Annotated in this window: 14 protein-coding genes and 4 tRNA genes; 2 read left to right on the top strand and 16 right to left on the bottom strand. The window is 42.0% G+C overall.

Annotation, left to right across the window (positions count from 1 at the left end):
- Positions 1-763: 763 nt before the first annotated feature.
- From tyrA to ffh, 8 genes are all read right to left on the bottom strand, one after another.
- The gene (gene tyrA, locus ACGF5R_RS19030; protein WP_387692213.1) at positions 764-1,885 is read right to left on the bottom strand and encodes a bifunctional chorismate mutase/prephenate dehydrogenase; all 1,122 of its coding nucleotides are present in this window, start codon (positions 1,883-1,885) and stop codon (positions 764-766) included.
- A 5-nt stretch (positions 1,886-1,890) separates the two neighbouring features.
- Positions 1,891-2,985 carry a 3-deoxy-7-phosphoheptulonate synthase gene (locus tag ACGF5R_RS19025; protein WP_387692211.1) on the bottom strand — a complete coding sequence of 365 codons (1,095 nt, stop codon included), beginning with the start codon at positions 2,983-2,985 and terminating at the stop codon, positions 1,891-1,893.
- Positions 2,986-3,825: 840 nt separating this feature from the next.
- The gene (locus ACGF5R_RS19020) at positions 3,826-4,632 is read right to left on the bottom strand and encodes an alpha/beta fold hydrolase (protein ID WP_112878364.1); all 807 of its coding nucleotides are present in this window, start codon (positions 4,630-4,632) and stop codon (positions 3,826-3,828) included.
- Between the two features lie 348 nt (positions 4,633-4,980).
- Complete coding sequence (gene rplS / locus ACGF5R_RS19015; RefSeq protein WP_112878363.1) at positions 4,981-5,334, bottom strand: 50S ribosomal protein L19; 354 nt, start codon at positions 5,332-5,334, stop codon at positions 4,981-4,983.
- A gap of 64 nt (positions 5,335-5,398) precedes the next feature.
- Positions 5,399-6,151: a tRNA (guanosine(37)-N1)-methyltransferase TrmD gene (trmD, locus tag ACGF5R_RS19010; protein WP_011145583.1), complete on the bottom strand. Its 753-nt coding sequence runs from the start codon at positions 6,149-6,151 to the stop codon at positions 5,399-5,401.
- Positions 6,152-6,190: 39 nt separating this feature from the next.
- Complete coding sequence (gene rimM / locus ACGF5R_RS19005) at positions 6,191-6,739, bottom strand: ribosome maturation factor RimM (RefSeq protein ID WP_112878362.1); 549 nt, start codon at positions 6,737-6,739, stop codon at positions 6,191-6,193.
- A gap of 18 nt (positions 6,740-6,757) precedes the next feature.
- Positions 6,758-7,006, bottom strand: a complete 249-nt coding sequence (gene rpsP, locus ACGF5R_RS19000; RefSeq protein WP_015835325.1) for a 30S ribosomal protein S16 — start codon at positions 7,004-7,006, stop codon at positions 6,758-6,760.
- A 136-nt stretch (positions 7,007-7,142) separates the two neighbouring features.
- Positions 7,143-8,504, bottom strand: coding sequence for a signal recognition particle protein (gene ffh, locus ACGF5R_RS18995; RefSeq protein WP_112878361.1), 1,362 nt, complete (start codon positions 8,502-8,504; stop codon positions 7,143-7,145).
- 184 nt (positions 8,505-8,688) lie between these two features.
- On the opposite strand from ffh, the gene ACGF5R_RS18990 reads away from it, so the two are divergent.
- Positions 8,689-9,480, top strand: a complete 792-nt coding sequence (locus ACGF5R_RS18990; protein ID WP_112878360.1) for an inner membrane protein YpjD — start codon at positions 8,689-8,691, stop codon at positions 9,478-9,480.
- Positions 9,481-9,519: 39 nt separating this feature from the next.
- Positions 9,520-10,812 carry an HlyC/CorC family transporter gene (locus tag ACGF5R_RS18985; RefSeq protein WP_146747470.1) on the top strand — a complete coding sequence of 431 codons (1,293 nt, stop codon included), beginning with the start codon at positions 9,520-9,522 and terminating at the stop codon, positions 10,810-10,812.
- Between the two features lie 232 nt (positions 10,813-11,044).
- Here the strand turns inward: ACGF5R_RS18985 and luxS are convergent, their stop codons facing one another.
- The 8 genes from luxS to alaS form a co-directional block, all read right to left on the bottom strand.
- The gene (luxS, locus tag ACGF5R_RS18980) at positions 11,045-11,560 is read right to left on the bottom strand and encodes an S-ribosylhomocysteine lyase (RefSeq protein ID WP_036814109.1); all 516 of its coding nucleotides are present in this window, start codon (positions 11,558-11,560) and stop codon (positions 11,045-11,047) included.
- Positions 11,561-11,709: 149 nt separating this feature from the next.
- Positions 11,710-13,269 (bottom strand): glutamate--cysteine ligase, encoded by a 1,560-nt coding sequence (gene gshA / locus ACGF5R_RS18975; protein ID WP_387692209.1) that lies wholly within the window; start codon positions 13,267-13,269, stop codon positions 11,710-11,712.
- A gap of 179 nt (positions 13,270-13,448) precedes the next feature.
- Positions 13,449-13,525 (bottom strand) — tRNA-Arg (locus tag ACGF5R_RS18970).
- A gap of 86 nt (positions 13,526-13,611) precedes the next feature.
- A tRNA-Arg gene (locus tag ACGF5R_RS18965) sits at positions 13,612-13,688 on the bottom strand.
- 87 nt (positions 13,689-13,775) lie between these two features.
- Positions 13,776-13,852: transfer RNA gene (locus ACGF5R_RS18960), tRNA-Arg, on the bottom strand.
- A gap of 10 nt (positions 13,853-13,862) precedes the next feature.
- A tRNA-Ser gene (locus tag ACGF5R_RS18955) sits at positions 13,863-13,955 on the bottom strand.
- Positions 13,956-14,341: 386 nt separating this feature from the next.
- Positions 14,342-14,527: a carbon storage regulator CsrA gene (gene csrA / locus ACGF5R_RS18950; RefSeq protein ID WP_002209449.1), complete on the bottom strand. Its 186-nt coding sequence runs from the start codon at positions 14,525-14,527 to the stop codon at positions 14,342-14,344.
- 246 nt (positions 14,528-14,773) lie between these two features.
- Positions 14,774-17,404, bottom strand: a complete 2,631-nt coding sequence (alaS, locus tag ACGF5R_RS18945; RefSeq protein ID WP_387692207.1) for an alanine--tRNA ligase — start codon at positions 17,402-17,404, stop codon at positions 14,774-14,776.
- Positions 17,405-17,724 lie beyond the last annotated feature (320 nt).

Below are 17,724 nucleotides of genomic sequence, written 5' to 3'. Positions count from 1 at the left end.
TAAAACACCGACATACCATGATGATTAAACTCAATAAAAAAACAGGTGTGAAAAAGGGTAAAAACACACGGTTAAAACCTTATACCGATTAAACCCAAAAGCTAAACCATGACTTTTAATAACAACTTAAAAACTGCCCATCATAAAACTATCAGTGAAAAATAAGAAATAAAAATCGGTTTTGTTAACGCTTACGCACACCGGAAAAAAAGATAAATAAAAATATGAATAGGTTTATCCGTTTACCAGAAAATACACCTCCAAAAAGAAACCGTCTTTAATAACGTTTTCAACCGGAGAATAACCTTTTCCTAAACCAGTTAAATAATCCAATGATAAAAAATCGGCGTAACAAAACCTGCAAATAAATAACTTAACCAAATAATAACTCAGTTACTTTCGACGTTATTATATTGCACATTTACCATGTAAAGCTGAGATACCTTAAATACGCCAGTTTAAACTTGCTTTACACGATTTTAATCCGTCCAATAGCATTGTTTTCTACGGTTTAAGTTAAACTATTCCTCTATTTTATGTCTTTAATGTGATTAATCTGCAAAGCCTTTCACCCTCATTAATACAATTAAACTTGTCAGCAAATTGAATCGGGTATTGTCATATCCGGTTCTTTTTATACCTGTTATCTTTCAAGTTGCCTCTTTGTTGGCTGCACTCGCTCACCCCGGTCACATAGTTACCTATGCTCCCGGGGATTCGCTCCCTTGCCGTCGCGATCCATCTTGAAATCCATAAGGTATAGTTATTGGCGACTATCATTCGCTTGTTGAAGCAATACCCTGCTCTCTCTCATAAAATGAGGTGCATAATCACCAAACCATGCACTAACATCTTCAAAACTGCTGACAAAAGCCCGTTTGTCTTGGTTTTCCAATATCTCTAGCGCTTGCCCAAAACTTTGATGATAACGGCGTATAAGATCAATATTCTCTGGTGATGACATAATAATATCCGCGTAGAGCTGAGGATCTTGTGCAAATAAGCGCCCGACCATGATCAGTTCCAAACGGTAAATAGGTGAAGATATTGATAACAGTTGTTGTAAATCCGCACTTTCCTGTGCGAGATGTTGCCCATAAGCAAATGTCGTGAAATGGCGCAACGCCTGAATAAAGCTCATGTTTTTATCATGCTGTTCAGGACTCATCTGATGCAAGCAAGCCCCCCAAATCAACAACTGTTCTAAAAACCATTGATAAGCTTCCTCTTGACGTCCGTCACAGTAAACAACAACTTGTTTTACCAAACTACCAACATCCGGCCCAAACATAGGATGTAATCCCAACACTGGACCTTTATGCACATCAAGCATAGCTTGTAATGGCTGCTGTTTTACGGACGCCAAGTCCACCAAAATGCAATGGTCAGGTAATGGCGGTAAACGGCGAATAACTTCTTCTGTCAAATGAATCGGTACACTGATAATCACCATACCCACTCCCGCCAGAATTTGTTCCGCGTTAGGCCAATCTTGCGGTTCCAGATTTCTGACTTCATAACCAGACAAAGTTAACAAACGGCCAAATAGTTTCCCCATTTTGCCCAAGCCACCAACAATGACTATCGGCCCCAATTGAGGGCAAAGTGTTTTAAACCCTTTGTTATTTTCACTGGTGTAGGACTCCCGCATAATACGGCGCAGAATATCTTCAATTAAATCCGGTGGAACATCAAACTCTTCAGCCTCCTGCCGACGTGAAGCAAGCATCGCCATTTCTCTGTCAGGCGCATAAATTGACAACCCATTCTGACTTTTTACCTCACCAATCTCTGCAACCAATTCCAGACGCTTTGCCAGCAAGCCCAGCAAAGCTTTATCCACTTCATCAATCTTATCCCTCAATTGAGATAATTTAGCCGCCATATTTATTATCCCGCTTTTTTCAATACTGCCATTCTTTGCGACAATTGCATGCTAATTTGCTGATGTAATTTTCTTAGAATTGCTTCTGTCGTCTGCCAACTAATACACGCGTCAGTCACTGATACACCATATTTCATTTCACTACGCGATTGTTCAGAAGATTGGTTACCCTCATTAATGTTGCTTTCCAACATAATGCCAGTAATAGATCGATTCCCTAAAATGATCTGCTCCACAACAGAATCCACAACCAAACTTTGGCGACGAAAATCCTTATTAGAGTTACCATGACTACAATCAATCATCAAGGACGGTAATAATCCAGACTGCATCATTTGCTGTTCACATTCCATTACATGTTGGGCGCTGTAATTAGGGGTTTTACCACCACGCAAGATAATATGCCCATTGGGGTTTCCTTGCGTTTGTAATAAACACACCTGCCCCGACTGATTTATTCCCACAAAACGGTGTGGCATAGCGGCTGCACACATCGCATTAATTGCAGTGTTCAAGCTACCATCAGTCCCATTTTTGAAACCAACAGGCATAGATAAACCTGAAGCCATTTCCCGGTGTGTCTGAGATTCTGTGGTTCTCGCGCCAATTGCAGACCAACTGAATAAATCCCCCAAATATTGTGGACTATTCGGATCTAAAGCTTCTGTTGCAAGAGGCAATCCCATTTTAACTAAACTAAGTAGTAAACGGCGAGCAATATGCAGGCCAGCTTCCACATCAAATGAACCATCCATGTATGGATCATTAATAAGACCTTTCCAACCCACTGTTGTACGAGGCTTTTCAAAATAGACACGCATGACAATGTACAAGCTATCACTCAATTCAGCAGAAAGAGCGGCCAAACGGTGAGCATAATCCAGAGCCGCATCCACGTCATGAATAGAGCAAGGACCACATACTACCAGCAAACGGGGATCACGGCGCTGAATAATATCCGCAATTGTTTTACGTGCATTTGCAATAACATGCAGATCATCATCACTCAGTGGGTATTGTTGCTTTAATTCTTTTGGAGTGATAAGGATTTGCTCACCACTGATGTGAACGTTATTAAGTGCATCTCTTTGCATGAACATGTCGATTTTCTCCTCAAATTATCATTCTGTACTTATTTGTTTTTATGCATTTGACTAATAACATATCACGCGTCGTAAAGAATACAATCCAAAAGTGTAAACAAACTCAAAACACTGTAAACTATTATTTACAGAAAATAAAAAAGGCGTCAATTCAGTGATAAATCTATTCTAGAACTGAATTATTTCATATAGAAATAATTATCTTAAAATAAGATTAATATCAAAACACAAGAGTGCAATATTTGAGTCAATATTTTATGATTGTTAATCTTTTATTTTTCCATTTAAAATCATTAGGTTAAAAATATATTTACTTTATTTTTATTATTAAAAACAGATAATATCAATAATCACAGTTTATATTTCATATAAAGTTACCAAATAGCACCCATAAAATATTAAGCTATGCCCAACTCGCTTTTTCATTAATTTATTAAGATCCTATCCCAATAGGCGTAATTGTTGCAGGCCGTTCTTATCAATGAACAGTGAACACGGACAGCGCGGAAAAACCGGAGCGTACACGTAGTACGTGAGGATGACTCGCTTCGCTCGCCCTTCGGGCCGCACTAAAGTGCGTTCAAAAGCTAACGCTTTTATCTGAGCACTGCCCAGGTTCGCTCTTTATGGCAAAGAACGGCAAATAAAATAGCCCTATTGGGATAGGTAGTAAGAGAAATAATAATATGACTACAGTCCGCTATAGAATAATTGGATGCGTATTACTTAGCACTTGTTATGAAAAGAATCTGTGCCACCAGATCACTCTTTTAAATTCAATACACTAATATCAGCAGTCTGAGGCCGGAAAATCCGGCCTCTTTATTAAAATATCTGTTACAAAGCTTGCTGTAAAAAAGCAATTAATTCCTGATTAACTTTATAGGGTTGCTCCAATGTGGAAATATGCCCTGCATCCTGGATGATAATATGATCACAGTGCAATATTTCAGCCATCAAATAACCCTCCAGAGGCGGGCGAGGCGTATCTTGTTCACCAGTCATAACAAGCGAGGGAATATCCAGTTTTTCCAACAAATGAATTCTATCTTCACGCCCAAATATTATTCTACCTAACGGAACAATACTATTACGCAATATTTCCGCAGGAATGGCTGCCAGACGCTGAGTTAATTCATCAACCAAATACTGAGCCGGTTGCTGGCTAAAGAAGGCTGGCACTATCTGCTGTTGCAAAATAGATTGAGGAATTACACCAACCTGCTCTATCGCATCCAACATGGCAAAGTATTTTGTATGAGTCACTTCAGGTTCTAATCCGACAAAGGTATCCATCAAAACCAGTGCCTTAACTCTGTCCGGCGCCATAGCCACCAACTCAATTCCCCACATACCACCAGCAGATAAACCAATGATAGCGAATTCTTTAATACCAAGTTGATCCATCAACGCCAGGTAATCCCGAGCTAAATCAGCCAAAGTGCTATGTTGTTCCGGTAGCTCTCCCGAGTTTCCATGCCCCCAGAGATCAGGAGCAATCACCCGGTATTTTTTACTTAAGGCCTCGATCTGAGGCTCCCACATAGTAGAATCAAACAAATAGCTATGCCCGAGTAATAACGGGAAACCTTCACCTTCATCCCGGTAAGCCATCGTTTTGTTATGTATTTGAAAAGTTTTCAAAGCAAATCCTTATAGTTAGTTAATCATGTTTAAAATTATTCTAAAACTCTCAAAATAATTGTCTTTAAGATTATTACGATCTGATAATAATATATTGTCGAATAATTTATCGATGAGTAAAAATCCTCCTTAACATCAAAGGGGCATTGATTTCACCTCGGAGGGACGTAATCAAAGATCTTCTAAAAACCCGCCCATATTCAGCCTGTTTCTTCATTACAATAAGGCAGAGCCAAAACCAAATTGATGACCACGCCCACAAGACGCGGTTTTAAGTTGAGAATAAAAAAAAGAGGCCAGCAATTGCTGACCTCTTTAACGATAACTTTCGGATGTAACGAAAGCGTATTATTTACTGTTCAGACGCTCTTTAATACGAGCAGCTTTACCAGAACGCTCACGCAGATAGTACAATTTAGCTCTACGAACAGCACCACGACGTTTAACGCTAATGCTGTCTACGACTGGGGAGTGAGTCTGGAATACACGCTCAACACCTTCGCCGTTAGAAACTTTGCGAACAGTGAATGCAGAGTGCAGACCGCGGTTACGGATAGCGATAACCACGCCCTCGAATGCCTGCAGACGTTTCTTAGCACCTTCTACGACCCATACCTTAACTTCCACGGTGTCACCCGGACGGAATGAAGGTACGTCTTGCTTCATCTGCTCTTGTTCAAGTTGTTTAATAATGTTGCTCATAATAATTCTCTTACCCTAGGTAAACTGATATATCAGAGACATTCCCTTCGGGGATATGTCTGGATTAATTAGTTGCTTCAGTTAGATGTTCCCGTTGGAACTCTGTTAGCAATATCCTTTGCTCGTCAGTCAGAGCTAGGTTTTCCAGAAGTTCAGGTCTTCTAAGCCAGGTCCGGCCAAGCGATTGTTTCATCCGCCAGCGATTAATTTCAGCATGATTTCCAGACAGCAACACTGGTGGAACTTCCATACCATCTAATACCTCCGGGCGAGTATAGTGCGGACAATCCAGCAATCCATCAGCAAAAGAGTCCTCCTCCGCTGATGCCTGATGCCCCAGAACGCCCGGAATGAACCGAGAAACTGAGTCAATCATCGTCATTGCAGGGATTTCACCACCGCTGAGTACGTAATCACCGATAGACCATTCTTCGTCAATCTCGGTTTGGATCACCCGCTCATCTATCCCTTCATAGCGGCCACAAATCAAAATCAGTTTTTCATTTGTTGCCAGCTCACAAACCCCTTGTTGGTTGAGTTTGCGTCCCTGAGGTGAAAGATAAATCACTTTTGCACCTTCGCCTGCCGCAGTTTTTGCTGCATGAATGGCTTCCCGTAAAGGCTGAACCATCATCAACATGCCTGGACCACCGCCATAAGGTCGATCGTCAACGGTACGATGCCGGTCATAGGTAAAATCCCGTGGATTCCAGCATTCAATACTTAACAGGCCATTTTTCACTGCCCGGCCAGTTACCCCATAATCGGTTATTGCGCGGAACATTTCAGGAAACAGGCTAATAACCCCAATCCACATTATCGCGTCCCACTCATTTCAACCGCTTATAACCGGAGTTTAAAAACCAGGATCCCAATCTACTTCAATGGTTTTAGTAGCGAGATCGACTTTCTTGATAACCTGCCCATCAAGAAACGGAATTAGCCGTTCCTTGATACCGAATGCATCTTTCAGGTTTGCTTTAATTACCATTACGTCGTTAGAACCGGTTTCCATCATGTCATTGACAGTCCCCAAGTTATAACCTGCTGTGCTGATTACCTGGCAGCCTATTAAGTCTTTCCAGTAGTAATCACCCGTATCCAGCTCTGGCAGTTGTTCTGAATCTACAATAATTTCGCAATTAGTCAGTAAATTCGCAGCATCCAGATCATCAATACCTTTAATTTTGATGATCATATCCTGATTGTGGTGTTTCCAGGTTTCTAGTTCGATGTGTTGCCACCGGCCTGCCCGTTGAATAAACCACGGTTGATACTCAAAAATGTCTTCGGCATGTTCGGTGGAAGAAAAAACTCTGAGCCAACCACGAATACCATAAGTTGAACCTAATTTTCCCAATACAATTGGGTTTACAGGCGGTTCAAAACAGGTTTGCTTGCTCATAGTTACCACCGCGACAGATTAAGCTGCTTTTTTGGCGTCTTTGATCAGTGTAGAAACACGATCAGACACAGTTGCACCCAGACCAATCCAATGTTCAATACGGTCCAGATCTAAACGCAATACTTCTGCTTTCCCTGTTGCAATAGGGTTGAAGAAGCCAACGCGCTCGATAAAGCGACCATCACGCGGGCTGCGGCTATCGGTCACGACTACTTGGTAAAACGGACGCTTTTTGGCGCCGCCACGAGCTAAACGAATTGTTACCATAACATCCTCATTAGTTAACAAAACAACCAGACTTCATCGAGGAACGAAGTCCGGTTATCAGATAAAAAGCCCGAAAAGTTTACTCACTTTGGCGCAAAAAGCAATCCAAAGTGGATATTCTTCGAGACTTTATCGATTAACGGCCCATAAATCCGGGTGGCATCATGCCTTTCATACCACGCATCATTTTTGCCAAGCCGCCTTTCTTCATCTTTTTCATCATGCGCTGCATTTCGTCGAATTGTTTAAGCAAACGGTTAACATCTTGAACCTGAGTGCCAGAACCATTAGCAATACGACGTTTACGAGAACCTTTGATTATTTCTGGTTTTTGTCGCTCTTTACGCGTCATAGAATTGATAATAGCTTCCATTTTCACCAGAATTTTATCATCCATCTGGGATTTCACTGCATCTGGCACTTGAGACATCCCCGGCATTTTGCTTAACATGCTGGCCATTCCCCCCATGTTACGCATCTGCTTTAACTGATCTAGAAAATCATTTAAATCGAAGCCGTCACCTTTCTTTAGTTTAGAAGCCAGCTTTTCAGCCTGGGTGCGATCGACTTTACTTTCAATCTCTTCAATCAGGGAGAGAACATCGCCCATTCCAAGGATTCGAGAGGCAATACGATCCGGATAGAATGGCTCCAACGCATCCGTTTTTTCACCAACACCCAAGAATTTAATCGGCTTACCAGTAATATGACGAATAGATAGCGCAGCACCGCCACGGGCATCACCATCGACTTTCGTTAACACTACACCGGTCAGTGGCAATGCTTCATTGAAAGCTTTCGCGGTATTAGCCGCATCCTGCCCCGTCATTGCATCGACAACAAATAGGGTTTCTACTGGATTGATGGCTTTATGAACCTGTTTGATTTCATCCATCATTGCTTCGTCAACATGTAGACGACCCGCAGTATCCACCAAAAGCACATCATAGAATTTCAATCTGGCGTGCTGTACCGCTTGAGTCACGATATCAACGGGTTTTTCCTGAGCATCAGAAGGGTAGAAATCAATACCAACTGCCTGCGCCAAGGTTTCAAGCTGTTTGATAGCCGCTGGACGATAGACGTCAGCAGATACCACCAAAACTTTTTTCTTCTGTTTTCCTTTCAGAAAGCTACCTAGCTTGGCAACGCTAGTCGTTTTACCTGCACCTTGTAGACCCGCCATTAATACGACAGCAGGCGGCTGAGTAGAAAGATTCAGTTCACTGTTAACTTCCCCCATCGCCTTAACGAGTTCATTCTGAACAATTTTGACAAACTCTTGGCCGGGAGTCAGGCTTTTATTAACCTCGTGGCCTACCGCGCTCTCTTTAACACATGAAATAAAATCACGCACTACAGGCAATGCGACGTCAGCTTCAAGTAAAGCCATGCGAACTTCGCGCAGTGTCTCTTTAATGTTATCTTCGGTCAGTCGCCCACGGCCACTGATATTGCGCAATGTGCGCGATAGTCTGTCGGTTAAATTATCAAACATTGTCTCTGCTCAATTTTTAAAAATGGGCTACCTGTAAGGCATATTCCGCAAATTATAACACGATGGAAAGGGATCTCTGCACAGAGATTCACACCGATGATTAACAACGGTTGGAGGCTATCCTTGCTGGCGGTATACTTAAGCTTTAATTCAACCTAAAACTATCGCTAAAACGACTAATGCTATGCCAGTATTTTCTATAATTTCTTCATTCGCTTATTTATTCAGCCTGGTACTGATTATTCCCGGCTTGCTGCGGAAACCGAAAGGATACCGCAGACTGGCATTACTTTCCGCGATTGTCGCTTTAATTTGTCATGCTATTGCACTTAAACACCAGATATTCCACGTCAGCAGCGGGCAAAACCTCACCCTCCTAAACCTAGGTTCTATCGTCAGTTTACTTACTTGTATCATAATGACAATTGTCGCTTCTCACGGCCGTGCTTGGTTCCTGCTACCCATTGTTTACAGTTTTTCCATGATAAATTTGGTTTTAGCGAGTCTTATGCCAGGTGAATTCATTACCCATCTAGAGGCCAGCTTTGAATTATCTATCCATATTGGGTTGGCGCTTCTTGGTTATGCGACTTTACTTATCGCTGCATTATATGCATTACAGCTTGGGTGGTTGGATCATCAGCTTAAAAATAAAAAACTCACTTTTACGCCAGATATGCCCCCATTAATGTTCATTGAACGCAAAATGTTTCATATCACTCAGCTTGGCGTAATATTGCTAACGTTGACACTCTGCACTGGCATCCTCTACATGGATAATATTTTCAGTAGCGAAAACATCCATAAAGCAATTTTGTCTATTATCGCATGGTTTGTTTACATTGTTTTATTATGGGGTCACTACCATGATGGATGGCGCGGTAAACGCGTTATCTGGTTTAACCTGATCGGCGCATTTACCCTGACACTCGCCTATTTCGGTAATCGATTATTGCAGGAAATCATGATTTACTAGGAGTATTATGTTCAATCAATACTTGGAAGGAATTCTGCTTTGGAGCATGTCTCAACAAGCACATTACTGATTATTTTAATCATCATGGTCATTGTCTCAGCTTATTTCTCCGCCTCCGAGACAGGTATGATGACAATGAATCGTTATCGCTTACGTCATCTGGCAAAGCAAGGGAACCACTCTGCCCGCAGAGTTGAAGCATTACTTCGTCATCCTGAGCAGCTCATCAGTCTGATTCTTATCGGCAATAATCTGGTTAATATTCTTGCTTCAGCACTCGCTACTATCATTGGTATGCGTCTTTACGGTGATGCCGGAGTCGCTATTGCAACCGGTATTCTGACGTTTATCGTACTGATATTTTCTGAAGTTATGCCAAAAACGATAGCCGCCCTCTATCCTGAAAGAGTCGCTTTTCCGAGTAGTTTTTTGCTCCGCCCGTTACAGAAAATCATGCTGCCGTTGGTCTGGGTGCTAAATAAAATTACTTTATTGTTAATGCGTTGCCTTGGTATCAAACAACCTACTGGCTCTAGTCACGCAATGAGTAAAGATGAACTTCGCACTATTGTGAATGAATCAAATGCCAAGCTATCACAGCAAAATCAGGCTATGCTGACTTCAATTTTAGATCTGGAAAAAGTCACAATCGGCGACATTATGGTTCCCCGTAATGAAATTATTGGCATTGATATTAATCATGACTGGAAATCCATCATACGGCAATTAACTCATTCACCTCATGGCCGGATCGTGCTTTACCGTGATTCACTTGATGATGCCATTGGCATGCTTCGTGTGCGTGAAGCTTACCGACTGATGACAGAAAAAAAAGAGTTCACCAAAAGAAACCTGATAAAAGCAGCAGATAAAATCTATTATGTCCCCGTCAGCACACCACTTAATATCCAGTTAGTAAATTTCCAACGTAATAAGGAGAAAGCCGGGCTCATCGTTGATGAATACGGTGATATTCAAGGTCTGGTCACTGTTGAAGATATCCTCGAAGAGATTGTCGGTGATTTTACAACATCAATGTCTCCTTCTCTGGCAGAAGAAGTTTCACCACAAAGCGATGGGACTATTTTGATTGACGGGACAGCCAATATCCGCGAATTAAATAAAGCCTTTAACTGGGCATTGCCTGTTGATGGGCCACGAACGGTTAATGGTATGGTGCTTGAAGAATTAGGAGAAATACCCGCACTTAATGTACAAGTGCAAATCGGCAAATATAATTTTGAAGTACTTTCAGTCAACGATAATGTCATTAAACAAGTTCGAGTCACTCCCATTAGCCAATTTCCTGAGCAAAAAGCACAAGCCATTTAAATCGAGGCGGAAAATTGACGCCGCTGGAGGCGCACCACCAACCTCCAACGGCAAGTTCCTGTTAATATACCCGTCATCTTTCAAGTTGCCTCTTTGTTGGCTGCACTCACTCACCCCGGTCACATAGTTATCTATGCTCCCGGGGATTCGCTCCTTTGCTGCCGCGATGCATCTTGAAATCCATAGGGTATACTTCATCTCAGGAACCCGAAATATTATCACTGCTATGGAACTACACTTTCAATTCGGTCAGTTTTTCCTCTGGCAATGCCAACTCGTCATTCTTATTAACGAGGACGTCTGAATCAAGAATATGACGTGCAATATCCTGAGCTTCTGTCAGTGAATGCATGTGATAAGTACCACATTGATAAATATTTAGTTCTGGGATCTGGCTCTGATCTTTCACTTTCAAGACATCAGCCATAGCCGCTTTCCATGCGTCTGCAACGCGTATTTCTGCCGGGGCGCCAATCAAGCTCATATAAAAACCTGTTCGACATCCCATTGGCGATATATCAATAATTTCAACACCCTCACCATTGAGGTGATTGCGCATAAAACCAGCAAACAAATGCTCAAGTGTATGAATACCCTTTTCAGGCATAACCTGTTTATTGGGTATACAGAAACGTAAGTCAAAAACTGTGATGGTGTCGCCATGAGGCGTTTTCATAGTCTTAGCAACTCTTACGGCTGGCGCATTCATACGAGTATGGTCAACAGTAAAACTATCCAGTAAAGGCATTTCTTTATCTCCACAAAAAATTCAGATTTTTCTTCAAGCAAATGAAACCTTTTCATCTGCCACCGGTCGTAAAGAATGAAAGACGCATAATTATTATCCCTATTCTCTAGAAAATCCCATTTGGCCACTTTTACTTGTGGCCATTTTTTCTAGTATCCTGTTTGTTGTTTTAGATACTCATCAAAACTCATCGTATCCTCACGTTCCAATGCGTCTTGTCGCTCTACGGAGGCCCTGCGTTCTATAGCGAACTGCTCGTCGCTAATAACCTCATATTTCTCATTGATCAATTGCTGGCGGTATTCATCTGCTAGTTCCAGTCCAAAACCACCAATGCCCTGGCTCTTCACTTTTTCCAGCACACGGGCCGATAAAGTCAGTGATGAATCATCAAACATAGCAATTAATTCTTCGCAAACCTTTTGATACTGTGTGCCAGAACAACTATCCAATATTGCGGCAACCCGTTTCAAGTCACTAAATAACTTTTTACCAACTTTTACTAGCGGTTCTTCCACACTTCCACAACCAAAGCCAATCATTTGCTCTGGTTTACGCCCTTCAAGGATCACTCTATTCCAATTCTTACGGCAACAATCTAATTCATCACTGCCCATTTCCGGCGCTTCGGCAAGCACACACCATATTAAGAATAGGTCAAGAAAACGAATTTGTGTTTCATTGACACCAATCGCAGCAAATGGATTAATATCCAATGAACGAACTTCGATATATTCCACTCCCCCACGCAACAAAGCATCAGAAGGCGATTCATTCCCTCTAGTGACACGCTTAGGTCGGATTGGCGCATACAACTCATTTTCAATCTGTAAGACGTTGGTATTGAGCTGAATATATTTATCACCTTGCTTAGTGCCCAACTTAGCAAACTCGTCAGATGGCTTGTGAATCGCTTTTTTCAGCCCTTCAATATAAGTATGTAGGTTATTAAACGTAATATTCAGATCGCTCTGTGATTTATTGGTGTACCCCAAATTACTCATTCTTAGTGAAGTCGCATAAGGCAGATAACAAGTTCCATCTTCTGTCCGTTCAAAAAGAAAAGAAGTCTCTCTTCCACGTAAGAACGAGGAACAAATTGCCGGAGAAGCACCAAACAAATATGGGATCACCCATCCAAAGCGATAATAGTTACGGATCAAGCGGAAATAACCATTAGAGATCTGCTCCTTACCATTCTCTGCATCTTCAACACCAGCCCAAGCACGCCAAAACTCAATTGGCAATGAAAAATTATAATGAACCCCGGATATGGTCTGCATCAACGCGCCATAACGATTTTTCAGACCTTCACGGTATAAGGTCTTATAGCGACCAACATTCGATGCACCATATTGAGCCAAAGTGATGTTCTCTTCCGCATCAATAAAGCATGGCATACTTAATGGCCACATTTTTTCTTTGTCCAGCATACGCGCCGTGTGACGATGAATATCGCCAAGAAAAGAAATCGTATATTTTATATCATCACCAACTGGTGTTATGAATTCCAACAATGACTCAGCAAAGTCAGTAGTAATCCATTTATGCGTAAGCGCTGCACCGAGTGTTTTAGGATGTTCTGTTATGGCTAAACTACCATCTGAAGTAATACGCAATGTTTCACGTTCAACACCGCGACGAATTCCCTTTAAAATTGTCGGATGCGCCTCTAGCCATGATAGAGCCTTTGATACGTCCGGGATCAATTCGACCTCCCGTAGTGTTTTAGAAGAATTTTTATAAGGGTTTACTTTATCTTAAACAAGCCAAATTGTCGCTGATTAGATAGATAAGCAAAAATATTTCAGCGTCATACCGAGGGCAGGTTGGTTACGGCAACACAGGTAGAAAAGAAAAAGCCCTGCTGTTTAAGCAGGGCTTGATATGGCGCATCCAGAAGGATTCGAACCTCCGACCGCTCGGTTCGTAGCCGAGTACTCTATCCAGCTGAGCTATGGATGCATGTTCAGTTTTTTACTCTGGTAAAAGATAGCAGTTGCCTCGATTACCTGAATGGTACCTTGGATGATTTCATCTCAAAGTTAAATTGGCGCATCCAGAAGGATTCGAACCTCCGACCGCTCGGTTCGTAGCCGAGTACTCTATCCAGCTGAGCTATGGATGCGTGTTTAGTTTTTCACTCTGGTAAAAGGCAGTAGTTGCTTCGATTACCTAAATGGTACCTCAGATGACTTCATCTCAAGGTTAAATATGGCGCATCCAGAAGGATTCGAACCTCCGACCGCTCGGTTCGTAGCCGAGTACTCTATCCAGCTGAGCTATGGATGCGTGGTTTAAATGGCGGTGAGAGAGGGATTCGAACCCTCGATGCAGCTTTTGACCGCATACTCCCTTAGCAGGGGAGCGCCTTCAGCCTCTCGGCCATCTCACCGTACGCTTTCTCTCGAATCGCGACTCAGAACTTTTATTTAAGCTCCTCGTCACTGCGTGGCGCACATATTACTTTCCCAGATTTATAAGTCAAACAATTTTTCTAAACCCGTGTTTGTTTGAACACTTCACACACAAGATGTGTGGTTTGACACCAAAAAGTGTACTTTATCAGCAGCAAACTATTACACCTTCAATTAAAGTGCATGCAAATCATTATTCGCCACAATAACATGATAGGAACATTCTGTTCTTACGATAGAAAAACAAAAAAGATGGGAAAATAGACAAGAGTTTAAGAAATTAGCAAGACAAAAAGTACCAACAGAGGTGAAATCCCTCAAAAATGGCGCCCGGTTCTAACAGAGATAGGACGCCAACTTAGAGTCAATAAGTTGTTGGCTGAGATTTTTCGGCCTGAATCCGCTGATAAATTTCTTCACGGTGAACAGAAACTTCTTTAGGGGCATTTACACCAATACGAACTTGGTTACCTTTAACCCCTAGTACTGTAACTGTTACCTCATCGCCTATCATGAGCGTTTCACCAACTCGACGAGTCAGAATAAGCATTCTTTGCTCCTTGAAAATTTAAAAGAGTCGGGTCTTTCGGTTTCCCCGCTATTATCCATCAAACACCGTGAAAACGTAAAACAATAGTATATGCTTAAAGTATAAGCAATTTTAAGCGCATTTCCTATCTATATAGTTTAGCCAAAATAAATAAATATGCGCTCAACCTTTTAACAATTTCACAACAAGATTTCAAGGCACCATAAAAACAACTCTATGGCGCCCTCTAAACTCAGGTAATACCGCTTATAGCCGCGATACTACCCACTCTTCCACACTATCCAAAGCAGAAGGCAACGCTTCAATATCAGAACCACCTGCTTGGGCCATATCAGGGCGACCACCGCCTTTACCACCGATTTGCTGAGCTACAGAGGAAATTAACTCACCTGCTTTTATTTTAGCCGTCAGATCCTTTGTGACCCCAACAATTAAGCTGACTTTATCATCACTTATAGTGGAAAGCACAATAATTGCTGAACCTAGTTGATTTTTCAGATCATCAACCATCGTTCTCAACATCTTAGGCTCTGTATTGCTTAACTGACTGACCAACAACTTCACACCCTTCACTTCTTTCGCTTTGCTTGCTAAAGAAGAGCTCTCTTGTGCAGCCTGTTGATCTTTAAGCTGTTGAAGCTCTTTTTCCAACGCTTTGGTTCTATCCAGCGTCACCCGCACTTTTTCACTCAGGCTATGAATATCACTTTTCACCAATTGAGCAATATCCTGAAGTAAATCAACCTGTTGATGTACAGATTCCAACGCTTTTTTACCTGTAATTGCTTCGATCCTACGGATACCCGCAGCCGTTCCAGATTCAGCAATAATACGGAACAAGCCAATATCGCCGGTACGATTTGCGTGAGTCCCTCCACATAATTCAGTGGAGAAATCCCCCATTGACAGTACACGGACTTGCTCTTCGTATTTTTCACCAAACAGTGCCATTGCACCTTTGGCTTTTGCTGTTTCTAGATCCATCAATTCAGTAACAACAGGTGAATTTTGACGAACTTCGGCATTAACCAAATCCTCAACCTGACGGATCTGTTCTGGTTTCATCGCTTCAAAGTGAGAAAAATCAAAGCGAAGGTATTTATCGTTAACCAGAGAGCCTTTCTGTGATACGTGCTCACCCAAAATTTGACGTAATGCAGCATGTAACAGATGGGTTGCTGAGTGATTCAAACGAATTGCATCACGACGTTCAATATCAATAACCGCATTGATGGTATGGTTTACACTTAAGGTACCTTTTTCAAGCTTACCAATATGACCAATAGCCTGACCATATTTTTGTGTATCAATAACACAAAAAGCACAATTGGTATTACTCAGAATACCCGAGTCACCAACTTGTCCACCGGATTCAGCATAAAAAGCGGTCTTATCCAGGATAACAATCGCTTCTTCACCCGCTTGAATTTGATTCACTGATTCACCATTACGGAAGATAGCAGTTACTGTTGCCTGCTGTTCGTTATGATCGTAACCAGAGAAATCGCTGCGTTCATCAACTTTGATCAATTCATTATAATCAGTACCGAAACCACTTGATTCACGAGCACGACGACGCTGATTTTCCATTGCTACTGCAAATCCCGCTTCATCAACGCTAATACTACGCTCACGGCAAACATCAGCGGTTAAATCCACAGGAAAACCATAGGTATCATACAAACGGAAAGCCGTTTCGCCATCCAGAATATCACCGGACAGTTTTGCGAGTTCATCGTCTAATAACTGAAGACCACGTTCCAGAGTACGAGCAAACTGCTCTTCTTCTGTTTGCAAGATCTGCTCAACAATTGCTTGCTGGCGTTTAAGTTCTTCCCCCGCAGCTCCCATCACTTCTAGCAATGGCGCAACCAGTTTGTAGAAGAAGGTTTCTTTAGCCCCCAACATGTTTCCGTGACGGATAGCTCGGCGGATAATACGACGCAGAACATAACCACGGTTTTCATTAGAAGGAACAACACCATCACAAATCAAAAATGCACATGAACGAATGTGATCAGCAATAACCCGCAGAGACTTATTACTCAGATCATCTGTCGCACCGGTGACATTAGCAACAACTGTAATCAAATCACGGAACAGATCGATCTCATAATTAGAATTGACGTGCTGCAATACAGCAGCGATACGCTCCAGCCCCATACCAGTATCTACTGATGGTTTTGGCAACAGCTCCATCGTGCCATCAACATGACGGTTGAACTGCATAAAGACGATATTCCAGATTTCAATATATCTGTCACCATCTTCCTCTGGACTTCCTGGCGGCCCACCCCAGATATGCTCACCATGATCATAAAAAATTTCGGTGCAAGGGCCACAAGGACCAGTATCACCCATTTGCCAGAAGTTATCCGACGCATAAGGAGCACCTTTATTATCACCAATGCGGATAATTCTTTCTGCTGGTATTCCGACTTCATTCTTCCAGATATCATAGGCTTCATTATCTGTCTGATAGACAGTCACCCATAATTTTTCTTTAGGCAAATTAAACCAATCTTTACCCGTCAGAAGTTCCCAAGCATAACTAATAGCATCATGTTTGAAATAGTCGCCAAAACTAAAATTACCCAGCATCTCAAAGAAAGTATGATGGCGTGCGGTATAACCTACATTTTCTAAATCATTATGTTTACCACCAGCACGAACACAGCGCTGAGCAGTTGTTGCTCGGGAGTAAGATCTTTTGTCCTGTCCAAGAAAGACATCCTTAAACTGGTTCATCCCTGCGTTGGTAAACAGCAGTGTTGGGTCATTATTTGGCGCCAAAGAACTACTTGGTACGACTTGATGCCCTTTAGTATGAAAAAAGTCGAGAAACGCTTGACGGATCTCAGCGGTGCTTTTGCTCATAATTGTCCCAAAATCAAGCTGGAAAAAACAGATTTATGAATTGGTTAGGTGGGATATTCCATCACCTATTTTCAACTCACGAATAAACAAAGTGGGGATAAGATAAAAGTTCTTCTATTAGAAGTAAAATCCCATATATACCCGTCATCTTTCAAGTTGCCTCTTTGTTGGCTGCACTCGCTCACCCCGGTCACATAGTTTGCTATGCTCCCGGGGATTCACTCCCTTGCCGTCTCGATGCATCTTGAAATCCATTGGGTATACATCCATTCGCAGGCAGCATTGTAAATCGTCTAGGTATTTTCTGAAAGCATGATCGC

The organism is Photorhabdus sp. RM71S (genome assembly GCF_042879355.1).
In the GTDB taxonomy this organism is placed as follows: Bacteria; Pseudomonadota; Gammaproteobacteria; order Enterobacterales; family Enterobacteriaceae; genus Photorhabdus; species Photorhabdus kayaii.
The sequence above is the reverse complement of the archived record's forward strand: the minus strand, read 5'-3'. Positions and strand labels throughout refer to the sequence as shown.